Source organism: Streptococcus parasanguinis, from assembly GCF_047465465.1.
In the GTDB taxonomy this organism is placed as follows: Bacteria; Bacillota; Bacilli; order Lactobacillales; family Streptococcaceae; genus Streptococcus; species Streptococcus parasanguinis_AI.
Map to the genome: position 1 here is coordinate 117,860 of NZ_JASGZU010000005.1, position 11,377 is coordinate 129,236.

At 38.9% G+C, this 11,377-nt stretch carries 13 protein-coding genes and 4 tRNA genes; all 17 read right to left on the reverse strand.

The window, feature by feature from the left end:
• Positions 1-25: 25 nt before the first annotated feature.
• The 17 genes from purC to QM351_RS09275 all read right to left on the reverse strand — a co-directional run bounded on the left by purC (position 26) and on the right by QM351_RS09275 (position 11,324).
• On the reverse strand, positions 26-733 hold the full coding sequence (gene purC / locus QM351_RS09195) for a phosphoribosylaminoimidazolesuccinocarboxamide synthase (RefSeq protein ID WP_003009285.1): 708 nt from the start codon (positions 731-733) through the stop codon (positions 26-28).
• A gap of 150 nt (positions 734-883) precedes the next feature.
• Positions 884-1,132 (reverse strand): acyl carrier protein, encoded by a 249-nt coding sequence (locus QM351_RS09200; protein WP_024054589.1) that lies wholly within the window; start codon positions 1,130-1,132, stop codon positions 884-886.
• Positions 1,133-1,135: 3 nt separating this feature from the next.
• On the reverse strand, positions 1,136-2,131 hold the full coding sequence (gene plsX, locus QM351_RS09205; RefSeq protein WP_414327236.1) for a phosphate acyltransferase PlsX: 996 nt from the start codon (positions 2,129-2,131) through the stop codon (positions 1,136-1,138).
• Positions 2,128-2,907 carry a DNA repair protein RecO gene (recO, locus tag QM351_RS09210; RefSeq protein WP_414327237.1) on the reverse strand — a complete coding sequence of 260 codons (780 nt, stop codon included), beginning with the start codon at positions 2,905-2,907 and terminating at the stop codon, positions 2,128-2,130. The genes plsX and recO overlap by 4 nt, the downstream gene beginning before the upstream one ends.
• Entirely contained in the window at positions 2,891-4,072 is a 1,182-nt protein-coding gene (locus QM351_RS09215) for a pyridoxal phosphate-dependent aminotransferase (RefSeq protein WP_414327238.1), read from the reverse strand. Before QM351_RS09215 ends, recO begins: the two co-directional genes overlap by 17 nt.
• 155 nt (positions 4,073-4,227) lie before the next feature.
• Positions 4,228-5,076 carry a class B sortase, LPKTxAVK-specific gene (gene srtB / locus QM351_RS09220; protein WP_070666595.1) on the reverse strand — a complete coding sequence of 283 codons (849 nt, stop codon included), beginning with the start codon at positions 5,074-5,076 and terminating at the stop codon, positions 4,228-4,230.
• 88 nt (positions 5,077-5,164) lie between these two features.
• Positions 5,165-5,770 (reverse strand): amylase-binding adhesin AbpA, encoded by a 606-nt coding sequence (gene abpA / locus QM351_RS09225; RefSeq protein WP_070666592.1) that lies wholly within the window; start codon positions 5,768-5,770, stop codon positions 5,165-5,167.
• A gap of 244 nt (positions 5,771-6,014) precedes the next feature.
• Positions 6,015-6,689, reverse strand: a complete 675-nt coding sequence (locus QM351_RS09230) for a hypothetical protein (protein WP_414327239.1) — start codon at positions 6,687-6,689, stop codon at positions 6,015-6,017.
• A 215-nt stretch (positions 6,690-6,904) separates the two neighbouring features.
• Positions 6,905-7,045, reverse strand: coding sequence for a hypothetical protein (locus QM351_RS09235; RefSeq protein WP_173018797.1), 141 nt, complete (start codon positions 7,043-7,045; stop codon positions 6,905-6,907).
• 49 nt (positions 7,046-7,094) lie between these two features.
• Positions 7,095-8,069, reverse strand: coding sequence for a ribose-phosphate diphosphokinase (locus tag QM351_RS09240; RefSeq protein WP_049490632.1), 975 nt, complete (start codon positions 8,067-8,069; stop codon positions 7,095-7,097).
• A 178-nt stretch (positions 8,070-8,247) separates the two neighbouring features.
• Positions 8,248-9,489: a peptidoglycan hydrolase PcsB gene (gene pcsB, locus QM351_RS09245; protein ID WP_049473285.1), complete on the reverse strand. Its 1,242-nt coding sequence runs from the start codon at positions 9,487-9,489 to the stop codon at positions 8,248-8,250.
• Between the two features lie 93 nt (positions 9,490-9,582).
• Entirely contained in the window at positions 9,583-10,083 is a 501-nt protein-coding gene (mreD, locus tag QM351_RS09250) for a rod shape-determining protein MreD (RefSeq protein ID WP_254728421.1), read from the reverse strand.
• Position 10,084: 1 nt separating this feature from the next.
• Entirely contained in the window at positions 10,085-10,903 is an 819-nt protein-coding gene (gene mreC / locus QM351_RS09255; protein WP_414327240.1) for a rod shape-determining protein MreC, read from the reverse strand.
• 62 nt (positions 10,904-10,965) lie between these two features.
• A tRNA-Ser gene (locus QM351_RS09260) sits at positions 10,966-11,053 on the reverse strand.
• A 4-nt stretch (positions 11,054-11,057) separates the two neighbouring features.
• Positions 11,058-11,131, reverse strand: a tRNA-Ile gene (locus QM351_RS09265).
• 33 nt (positions 11,132-11,164) lie between these two features.
• A tRNA-Gly gene (locus QM351_RS09270) sits at positions 11,165-11,235 on the reverse strand.
• A gap of 16 nt (positions 11,236-11,251) precedes the next feature.
• Positions 11,252-11,324 (reverse strand) — tRNA-Phe (locus QM351_RS09275).
• Positions 11,325-11,377 lie beyond the last annotated feature (53 nt).

Genomic DNA, 11,377 nt, shown 5'->3' on the forward strand with positions numbered 1-11,377 from the left:
ACGAAGGTTTTCCGTTTCAAAAAGATTACTTCAAGCCCTGTAATTTCTCCAACACAACCTGATATACATCCGTTAGGCTACCCAAATCTCTACGGAAAACATCCTTGTCCATATGGTGCCCTTCAGCATCCCAAAGGCGGCAGTTATCTGGAGAGAATTCATCCGCCAAGATAATCTTGCCATCCTTATCAAAACCAAATTCCAATTTGAAGTCAATCAAGCGAAGACCAATTTGTGCAAACCAATCTTTCAGCAATTCATTGATACGACGTGTTTCTTCCTTGATATAGGCAATTTGCTCATCATTGGCAATATCCAAAAACTTCACATGCTCATCATTGATGAATGGGTCATCCAACTCATCGTTTTTATAGTAAAATTCAACGATTGGAGTTTTCAAGTCCAAACCTTCTTCCACGCCAAACCGTTTAGAGAAAGAACCTGCCGTCACGTTTCGAAGAACAACCTCCAAAGGAATGATTTTTACTTTCTTGTTGAGTTGTTCTGTGTCAGAAATACGTTTTATAAAGTGCGTTGCAACACCCGCAGCATTCAATTTTTCAAAAATAAGAGACGAAATCTGATTATTTAGCACACCTTTTCCTTTAATCGTCTCCTTACGAGCCCCATTTAGCATGGTTGCTTGGTCCTTATAGACCGACTTAATCACATGTTCGTCCTCAGTAGTATAGATATCCTTAGCTTTTCCAGTATAAATCAGTTGATTAGTCATGACTTTGTTCGCCTTTCGTATTTTATCACCTTCATTCTATCACATACAAAGTGTATTTTCAATAAAATTCCGTACAATATAAGCAGAATCCGAATAAAAAGGACAGAAAAAAAGACCATCCAGAATAATCTCTGAACGATCCCTTTTTCATTAGTGACCAGCAGTTCGTTTTTCGATATAGTCGACAACATCCCCTACTGTGTTAAATTCATCAATAGCCTTGTCCGGAATCTCAATTTGGTATTCATCCTCAAGATTGATAATAAATTCCATCAATTCAACAGAATCCGCCTGTAAATCCTTACGTAAGTCAGATTCCAAAGATACTTGAAAATCTGGTCCCTTGCGGTCTTTGAGAAATTCCTCAATAGTAGCTAAAATTTCGTTTTGTTTACTCATACATTACCCTTCCTTCGATAATTCCTTCACTGATTTTCCAACAACATCTGTCTCTAACATGGTCCGAATCTGACGAATCGTGCTATAGACAGCTTTGGCATCACTCGAACCATGCGTTTTAACAACAGGTGCTTGAAGACCAAACAAGACCGCTCCTCCAACATCTGAGAAATCCAAGGTTTGCTTCAATGATTTCAAACGGTCCTTGAGCAGAAAAGCTCCCAATTTCGCCTTCCAGTTTCCTGTGGCAATTGCTTGTTTCAATTGCTTCAAGATCCCAAAAGCCGTTCCTTCCATCGTTTTCAAGACAGCGTTTCCCGTGAAACCATCCGCCACAACGACATCAGCAACGCCATCCATCAAGTCACGCGCTTCCACATTTCCAACAAAATGAATCGACTCATCCTCAGATAACAATTGGTAGGTTTCCTTGCGCAAAGGATCTCCCTTACTAGCTTCTGTCCCATTGTTCAATAAACCCACGCGAGGTTTTTGAATCCCACGAACATTTTCAGCATAGTAGGATCCCATCACAGCATACTGATGCAAGTGCTCTGGTGTATTTTCCGCATTGGCCCCTAAGTCTAGCATATCATACCCACGACCATCAACCGTTGGAAGTGTAGACATCAAACCTGGACGTTCCACTCCTTTGATACGACCGACAATAAAGAAACCTGCCGCTAACAAGGCGCCCGTGTTCCCCGCAGACAACATAGCATCTACATCTCCAGCCTTCACATCCTTGGCAGCCAAGACCATAGAAGCTTGCTTCTTCCGACGAATAGCACGCGTCGGCTCATCATCTGAATCGATTTTTTCCTCCGTATGAACAATCGATACACGCTCTGTTACTGTTAAATAGTTTTTGATTTTTGTCTCATCACCATACAAGACAATCTCAATATCATCAAAATCACGAATGGCTTGATTCACGCCTTCTACCAAGGCTTGAGGTGCATTATCGCCCCCCATTGCATCTACTGCAATTTTTTTCATGTTTCACCTCCAGATGAATCTTTCATAATCGCTCCCCAATCACTCAAGGAATCGATAAACTTTTTAGCTTTTAAATGGATCCCTACATACTCCTCATACAACTGATCAACTGCCTGACGCAGAGCTGTTTTCATCTCCGCTTGTAGAGAAATCGTCTCTAACTCACTGAATCGTACTGCTTGAAACTGATCCAATAAATAGAGAACATTCGGATGCCAGTGAGCACGTCTCTCATCCTGATCATAATGATCCGGACAAAGGACCCCACTATAGCGAAAAGAGTAATCAAAAGGAAGTCCAACCCGATGACAGAAACAGCATTCATGCAGATTCAAGACAACTCCAAATCGTGATAGAATCTGAATCTCAAAAATATTGGTTAAAACCTCATAATCCAGTCCCTCTTCCATCAAAGACAAGGTCTTTTCCAAAAAAGCAAACAGGGCCGGATCCACCTGATTATCCTGAATACTTGCATCTGCAAGCGCCAGAACATAGGTCGCATAAGAAAGGGCAAAAAGATCTGCATTAATTTTCTTATAAATCTGCACATCTTGAAAATCATCAATATAACTCAACCCATCATCATTGATTTTCAACAACATATCTGCCGTTACCAAAGGTTGCAACATGGGATTCAACCGTGATTTTCCCGCATGTTTCACAAAAAACATCCGCTTCCCTGACTTCTCTGTGAAGATTTTGACCAGCTTGTCATCCTCACGAAACTCCCGATTATACAGGACAATTCCCCGGGTCTCAATTGACTCCAGCATGTTCTTCCATATACTCCTTCAAGCGTTTCATAGCTTCCTTGATAACCTCCATGCTGGCTGCATACGACAAACGCACATAGCCTTTACCATATTGACCAAAAGCAGCACCAGGAATGAAAGCAACCGCTTTTTCACGCGCAAAATCCTGCAAGAAAGCAAAGGAATCTTGATTATAACCAGCTGGGATTTTAGCAAAAATATAAAAAGCTCCATCTGGCTTAATAATCTCAAACCCAAGCGCGGACATCTGTTCAATAATATAATCACGACGCTTCACATATTCCTTCTTCATTGGCTCCGCATCATCCCGACCTTCCGTCAAAGCTTCGATCGCAGCATACTGGTTCATGGTTCCAGCAGCCGTTACCAAATACTGATGGCTCTTGATGAGTTGGGCCGTCAATGCAGCAGGCGCAAAGATAAAGCCAAGCCGCCAGCCTGTCATGGCATGAGATTTGGACAAGCCATTAATAACAATGGTCTGCTCAGGAATAAAGGAGGCCATAGAGACATGCGCTTCTCCAGTATAAGTCAACTCTGAATAGACTTCATCACAAATCACAAAGACTTCATATTTTTTTAAGACAGCAGCTAATTCTGCCATCTGTTCGCGCGAATAGGTAACTCCCGTTGGATTAGCTGGATAATTGAGAATAACAGCCTTCAATTTTTCACCCTGCTCTAAAATAGCCTTTTCCAACTTTTCAGGAGTCAAGATAAAACGATCTGCTGTCGTATCAATTTCGACAACATCTGCTCCTACCAAATTTATAATCGGCTCATAACCAGGGTAGGCCGGTGCTGGAAGAAGTACTACATCTCCAGGTTCCAAGATTGCTGTCAAGGTTGCAGATAGGGCTTCAGTCGCACCGATCGTCACCAATATCTCATCCTCAGGACGGTAGTGAATACCATATTTATCAGCCACAAACTGACTCGCAGCCTCACGCAAAGCCAGCAAACCACTCATCCCAGTGTAATGGCAAAAATTCGCATCAATGGCAGCCTTTCCTGCTTCTTTTACATGTTCAGGAGTTGTAAAATCCGGTTCCCCCAAAGTCAAACGTAAGACACCAGGAATGGAAGAAATTGATTGATCGAACTGACGAATCAAAGATACTTCAATCCGATTCAGATTTTTATTAAAACGTTTCGTTAAATCCATAGAACACCTCCAAAAACACTTATATTCATTATACTATAAATAGGACCCCATCGCAAAAGAACAAGCCAGATCCCCACCTTTTGCTTACCACCAAAGGACATTTCAAAAATCCTTCCATGCAAAAAAGACTTAGCAATGCTAAGTCTTTCAAGTCATTATTGTTGGCCACGTGTTGCCACATATTTCAATTGATCTGCATGTTTTGCCACAAAATCCTTCATTTCTGAATCAGGAATTTGACGAAGATAGAGGTTAGAACGAATAGTTTCATCCTCTTCACGACAAGTGGACAATACTAAATACTTATCAGTTGCTTTGATCTTGATATTAGGGTTCTTCGTACGAGCTGACTCATAGATATTCTTCAATTGTGTCGTAAAATCATTGTCATCAGTAAAGCTTGTACGGTAGAAAGCAGTGTTCTCTGGGACAATGACCAATCCCATTACTTCATAGTAATATTTCCGCTCTGGTGTCTCAATCACAACATACGGATGTTGGTCCAAATACTCTTGTTTGTCATAGTAGTTGACATCATTAAACATGCGATGGTCGCCGACCTTACTACCACGAGCATGACCAAACAACCAAGTCAAACGATCACTGAAGTCTTTCTTGTTGTCCATATCCATGAAGACTGTCCCCATGTATGGTTCATTTCCCCCATCAAAGGTTTTATTCAAATAAGTTTCATTGTCAGTGGTTTGTACAACAGGTTCATCCAACTCAGTACCCGGTGCATAGACATAAGCAATTGTCTCAGGGTTAACAGCTGTTAACTGAGCAAAACGATTTTTCAAGTAATCTTTTTCTTCTTGGCTTGGTTCATATTTAGTTTCTTGCTTGGTTGAGCTTGTTCCAGTTGTTTTTTTAGCCGTGCTAGATGACTTAGTTCCTCCAAATGGATTAAAGAAAATAAATCCAGCAACAAGAACAACAACTGCAACAAGAGCAGCGATTACAAGACCCAATTTATTTGAACTTTTTTCCCCAGCTCTTTTCATTGATCGATCTCCTCTTGATGATTTTTTCTAAAAAATAACACTGAACCCGAAGGTCCAGTGATATTTTACGAGCTAATTAATAATCAAATTATTTAACTGCGCTTGTTTTTGGAAGAGCTTTACCAGCTTGTTTTGAACCAGCTTTACCAGCTTTAGCTGCGTCTCCACCTTTATTTTCGTTAGATTTAGCTTCGTTTGTAGCTTGACCGTTAGCGTTAGCATCAGCTGCATCAGCAGAACCACCATGGTTAAGAGCTTTATCTTCTTGATCACGCATGTCTTTTGTTTTGTTGTCTTGAACGCCAGTTGGGTCGTTCCAGTATTTACCTTCACGTTGAGCTGCTGCACGGTATTGATCTTGAAGGTTAGCTACATATTTGTTGCGTACAACATTACGTGCTTCAGTGCGAGCTGCTTCAAGTTTAGCAACGTAATCGCCGTAAAGGTGACCTGATCCGTATGCTTCAAGAGCTTGTCTTGCTGCTACAACTGTTGGATAGTTTTCAGCTTCTGCGTTGATTTCAGCTTCGTGTGCTGCTACTTGTGTGTTTGCTTCGTCAGCGATATCGCGTTCTGAAACGTAGTGTTTTTGAATCAATGCATTTGAGCTATATGAATTGTCAGATGCAAATGCTGGAGCTGCTGCAGCAAATACTGCAAGAGCTGCTACTGATGATAATAAAACTTTTTTCATTGTTTTATCTCCTTTTTTTCTTTTCAAAAATTATTCGTTACTTCGTAACTATGACTAGTATACTAGGATATTCTGCCTATGTCAAGACTTTTCTTAGTTTTTTTAAAAAAAGTATCAATTTTTTCTATTTCAAATAACTATTTTTTTCATATAGCAAATTGAATTGCTCAATTTATATCTTAGTTTATGTTATCGAATGTATAAAAAAGAGGGCAGTTGCCCTCTAAAAATTTTATCCAATCTATTATTGGTTTACTACTGAAGAGTAGTTTGTGCTAACAAATGTTTCAACAGTCTTGAATGTTTCGTATTGTTGACCATCTTTAGCAGTTTCTTCTTTTTGTGAAGCAGAACCATAACGAGAATTTGGATCAACAGTCACAAGACGTTTACCATCGTCATATGAACCATTATAAGAATAGTTAGTGTTTCCGTATGTTTCTACAGCTTTGAATGTTTCATATTTTTGACCATCTTTAGCTGTTTTTTCTGTTTGTGAAGCAGAACCGTAACGAGAGTTAGTTGTTCCAGTTACATTTTCTTCTGAAGGAAGGTCTTTTTTAGCTGTAACTGCAACTGGTTTTTTAGGTGCAGCTGGAGTAGATACTTCTTGAAGAACACCATCTTTTTTATCACCTTTTGGTTGTTGAACTTGTACCACTGCAACTGGTTTTTTAGGTGTAGCTGGTGTAGCTGGTTTTTCTGGTGTAGCCGGTTTTTCTGGTGTAGCTGGTGTAACTTGAGTTGGTTTTGAAGGAGCTTCTACCTTTTTTCCAAGTCCAAGATAAGTTTGAGCGTAGTATGATCCAAAACGGTTATTTGGATTATCTTTGCTATTTGCCAATGTTGAAGCAAAAACAACTGAAGTTGCTGCTACAGCTGAGAGAACGACTGCACTTGATAATAAAACTTTTTTCATAATAGTTTTATCTCCTTTTTCATATTTAATATAGATTGCTCTACAGTGAACATTTTATACATATATGTTGGGTTTGTCAAGTGTTTTTTCAACAAAACACTGTAATATCAAGAAATTAATTTTAAATCATGGTCTATTTGATACCAAAAATTACGATATTGAGATAATTCTACAAAAAGAAAAAGAAATGATAAAACTTCTTCTTTTTCTTCAAACTATTTTACCACCCCATTTTTTGGCAATCGTTTCTTGGGCAAACTAGGATCAGCCTTTGCTTCTAGTTCTTTAGCTGCTTGAACCAGTTTTTTCCGTTTCTTTTCTTTTTTTAGATTTTCCAACCATTTTCTGATTTCCATTTGTATATCCTCCTAAATAAAAGAGGCCAGTTACCCAGCCTCCTTATTGTTAACATTTTTTGGCATTTCCGATTTCAAATAGAGGAGAAAGAGGGCGATTTTCGTGAATGCGAACAATGGCCTCTGCAAGGAGTTTCGCAATCGAAATTTGCTCAATCTTATCAATCAATCGATCTTCCGGTAGATAAATCGTATCCAACACCACCAACTTCTTAATGGCTGATTTTTGGATGTTGTCCATCGCTGGTCCTGATAAAACAGGGTGAGTACAGCTTGCATAAACTTCAACAGCACCTGCTTCTGCAAGGGCATCCGCCGCATGACAGATTGTACCAGCTGTATCAATCATATCATCAATCAAAATACAAGTCTTGCCTTCAACACTCCCAATGATATTCATCACTTCACTCGTATTCATCTTATCGACACTTCGACGTTTATCAATAATCGCAATCGGTGTCTTCAAAAATTCAGCTAATTTCCGAGCACGAGTCACACCACCATGGTCTGGACTGACAACAACATAGTCTTTTCCAATCATCCCGCGACGTTCAAAAAAGTCGGCGATCAAAGGCGCACCCATCAAGTGGTCAACAGGAATATCAAAGAAACCTTGAATCTGAGCGGCATGCAAATCAATTGTCAAGAGGCGATCAACTCCAGCAACCTCAAGCATATTAGCTACCAACTTAGAAGTGATTGGTTCACGAGCTCGAGCTTTCCGGTCTTGACGAGCATAGCCGTAATATGGCATCACCACATTAATGGATTGCGCACTAGCACGTTTCAACGCATCTACCATAATCAAAATTTCCATTAGATTATCGTTAACCGGCGAGCTAGTGGATTGCAAAATATAAACATCTTTCCCACGGATTGATTCTTCAATATTAACCTGAATTTCTCCATCAGAAAATTGACGAACCGTTGACTTTCCAAGCGGTAGTCCCATTTCACGAGACACACGTTGAGCCAATTCTTGATTTGACGACAAAGCAAAGAGCATTAAATCAGAAAATGACATGATTTCCTCCAGTAAAATCTAAAACCATATTGTACAGTCAGCACAAATTTCTCCTGTAATCATTTTATCGCTTTTTAAGCAAATATTCAAATATTAATTTATGGAAATTACAAAATCTATCACTACCTAAATTCTATCAAAAAAGAAGCAGAACAAATGTCCTGCTTCAGTGTAATTCTTAGTTTGGATAGATATAAGTAACAGTACCTTGTGCTGTTGTTGGGTTAAACCAACCACGGTAGTTACCAATGCTACGGATACCATTATAGTTAGACTCAGAAACTTGGATGCTTGTTGTAGATTGAACGGCTGTAACAACTGCTACGTGTCCATATCCACCATCATTCCAACATGCAATGGCACCAACTTGTGGTTGAGATCCTGTACGGAATCCTGCTGCCGCTGCACTTGCTGCCCATTGTCCACCATTACCCCAGTAATCACCAGCCCATGGAGCCAATGTCTTCGCACCCCATGTACATTCACCAACTGGATAAGATGATGCAGATGTACTATAAGTTGGACGAGAAGTAGTTGCTACTGGTGCAGCCGCTGCTTGAGTTTGAACAGCAGGTTGAGGTGCTGCTTGAGTTTGTGCTGCCGCTGGTGTTGCAGCAGGTGTTTGAGCTGCCGCTTGAACTTGTGCTTGAAGAGTTGTATTAGCTGAAGCTTTAACAGCTGCTTGTTGTTCTTTTTGTTTTGCACGGTAAGCTGCTTCTGCTGCTGCCGCTGCTGCTGCTGCTTTTTCAGCTTCCGCTTTTTGTTGCAACAAAGCATTCTTTTCGTTTTCAGCAGTTGATTTTTCAGCAGCCAAGTTCAATTGTGCTACTTTCAACTCAGCTTCTTTTGTTGACAAAGCTTGCGCATCATCTTCTAATTGCTGTTTGTTTGCAATGACAGTATTGATAGCATCGTTGTTTTCTTTTTGTTTTTGTGCAATCTCTTCTTTATCACGTTTTTGCTCTTGCAACATTTTGTTGTTAGCATCTGCAATTTCGTTCATAGCAGAAATACGTGAGATAGCTTCTGTCAAAGATCCAGAGCTAACAATCGCATTAATATAGCTTGTTGCAGTCCCAGTTGTTTGAGCACTACGTGCTTGATTTGCAAGTGATTCTTGACGAGCAACAATATTTTTTGACAACTCATCGATCTCAGCTGACAATCGTTCAGATTCTTCATTCAAACGGTCATTTTCAGCTTGAAGATTTTCTTGTTGTTTTTTAATTTCAGATACTTGACCTTGAATTTGATCTACCTGAGCTTGTGCACTTTGTTGTTGTTGATTAATACTATTGATTTTGTTATCTTGAGCAGCAATCTTATCATCTGTTGAATCAGCTGATACACCAGCTACGACAGCACCTTGTGATAAAGCAACTGTACTCAATAAGATTGTGGCAAATAATTTTTTCTTCATTAGATAAATTTTCCCTTTCTAATAAGACACTAACTAGTATAACAAATTTTTTAAAAATTTATATTACGCTATTGTTACATTTTTATTTCGAGTTTATAAATAAATCTTTTCAAGTAAAGGCTGTAATACTATTAATAGAAGCACATTCAAAATTAAACTTGGAAAAATTTGGTAAATAATTAGTGTAATCCAGTTAAATTTTATGCTGATAAAAAGAATCAAAAGAAGATTTGTTAAAATCTGAAATAATAGAATCGTTAATAAAAATGTAAAAAAACGAGTCAATCGATTGACCAAAATAATCTGATTACACCGATAAAAAATCATCTGTAGTATAGGAAATACTATGAAGGTAATTCCTAGAGTGTGTAAAAAATACACATCAAAACAAAAACCAAAGAAGACTCCCCACCAAATACTAGCTATCTCAGAGAAATAGAGACTCAATAACATAAAACCATATAGAAATAAAAATGAAGTAGGTTCAAAGGAGTTTGGACAAAAACGAGAAATAAGAAAAGAGATCTGTCCGTCAACAAATAAAGATAAGAATAAGATTAAAGGGAAAAAATGGTACTTACGTATGACTTTCACACTACTCTCCAATCAATAGTACATAACGATTGACATCTAAATTAGCCTTTGGTTTCACACGAATTTCTTGCCCTAACTGATCAGATGCCTTTTGAGTAGAAGTCACTGTACCAAGAGGTAAGTCACTACTCTTATATTTTCCTAAACCACTTGTTGAAACCAGAGATCCTTTTTTAATTTCAACTGGATCTCCAATTTGCAACAACCGAAACTCACCTGTCTTCTCGTCATAACCATTTAATAAAGCAAAAATAGATTGACCTTGACTCTCAATTTTAAACGTCAGGTGTTGTAAAGAAATAGTATCTTCGACTAATAATTTCACTTTGCTAGAATTTTTCTCTATACTTTCTACCACACCAATGACGCCACCAGACGAAAGAACAAACATAGAATCAGAAATTCCATCTGAACTACCTTTATCAATAACAAATTCCTGATCCCACGAACCATAATTACGGTCAATAATCTCACTAACGACTTGTTTAGAACCCGATACAGAATTCTTGATTGACATCAAATCCTTTAATTCTCTATTTTCTGATTCCAAACGGTTAAGTTTTGACTGGTCAATATCCTTTTGATAAAGACGTGATTTTAACGAACGGTTTTCTTCATTTAATTCAGATAAATTCTTTAAATCCTTTGCCTTAGATTCCACAACAACAAATGGTACCGATACTGCCTCATCAACAATAGCTAATATATCAGAAGATTTTAAAACAATTGAAGTTCTAACAGATGGAAAAAGAAATAAAATTCCTGAAACAGTTAAAACAAACACAAAACTAAAAATTTTAAAGAATCGATTCAAGAACATAGACAAAACCTTCAAAAATATAAAAAATAGTTTGAGATGACATCTCAAACTTGGAAATTATACGGAGAATGGGGGATTCGAACCCCCGCGCCGGTTACCCGACCTAACGATTTAGCAAACCGTCCTCTTCAGCCTCTTGAGTAATTCTCCAAAATGGGCACGAGTGGACTCGAACCACCGACCTCACGCTTATCAGGCGTGCGCTCTAACCACCTGAGCTACGCGCCCAAGTTAAAAACTTGGTAAAGAACCTATGTTCAAAGCGGGTGACGAGAATCGAACTCGCGACAACAGCTTGGAAGGCTGTAGTTTTACCACTAAACTACACCCGCTTATTATTAAAAGAAATGGCGCGAGACGGAATCGAACCGCCGACACATGGAGCTTCAATCCATTGCTCTACCAACTGAGCTACCGAGCCAAATTGCGGGAGCAGGATTTGAACCTACGACCTTCGGGTTATGAGCCCGACGA

Excerpts from the sequence above, each read along its gene's own strand:
- purC (WP_003009285.1), bottom strand. The coding sequence starts at position 733 with ATGACTAATCAACTGATTTATACTGGAAAAGCTAAGGATATCTATACT.
- QM351_RS09200 (WP_024054589.1), bottom strand. The coding sequence starts at position 1,132 with ATGAGTAAACAAAACGAAATTTTAGCTACTATTGAGGAATTTCTCAAA.
- plsX (WP_414327236.1), bottom strand. The coding sequence starts at position 2,131 with ATGAAAAAAATTGCAGTAGATGCAATGGGGGGCGATAATGCACCTCAA.
- recO (WP_414327237.1), bottom strand. The coding sequence starts at position 2,907 with ATGCTGGAGTCAATTGAGACCCGGGGAATTGTCCTGTATAATCGGGAG.
- QM351_RS09215 (WP_414327238.1), bottom strand. The coding sequence starts at position 4,072 with ATGGATTTAACGAAACGTTTTAATAAAAATCTGAATCGGATTGAAGTA.
- srtB (WP_070666595.1), bottom strand. The coding sequence starts at position 5,076 with ATGAAAAGAGCTGGGGAAAAAAGTTCAAATAAATTGGGTCTTGTAATC.
- abpA (WP_070666592.1), bottom strand. The coding sequence starts at position 5,770 with ATGAAAAAAGTTTTATTATCATCAGTAGCAGCTCTTGCAGTATTTGCT.
- QM351_RS09230 (WP_414327239.1), bottom strand. The coding sequence starts at position 6,689 with ATGAAAAAAGTTTTATTATCAAGTGCAGTCGTTCTCTCAGCTGTAGCA.
- QM351_RS09235 (WP_173018797.1), bottom strand. The coding sequence starts at position 7,045 with ATGGAAATCAGAAAATGGTTGGAAAATCTAAAAAAAGAAAAGAAACGG.
- QM351_RS09240 (WP_049490632.1), bottom strand. The coding sequence starts at position 8,069 with ATGTCATTTTCTGATTTAATGCTCTTTGCTTTGTCGTCAAATCAAGAA.
- pcsB (WP_049473285.1), bottom strand. The coding sequence starts at position 9,489 with ATGAAGAAAAAATTATTTGCCACAATCTTATTGAGTACAGTTGCTTTA.
- mreC (WP_414327240.1), bottom strand. The coding sequence starts at position 10,903 with ATGTTCTTGAATCGATTCTTTAAAATTTTTAGTTTTGTGTTTGTTTTA.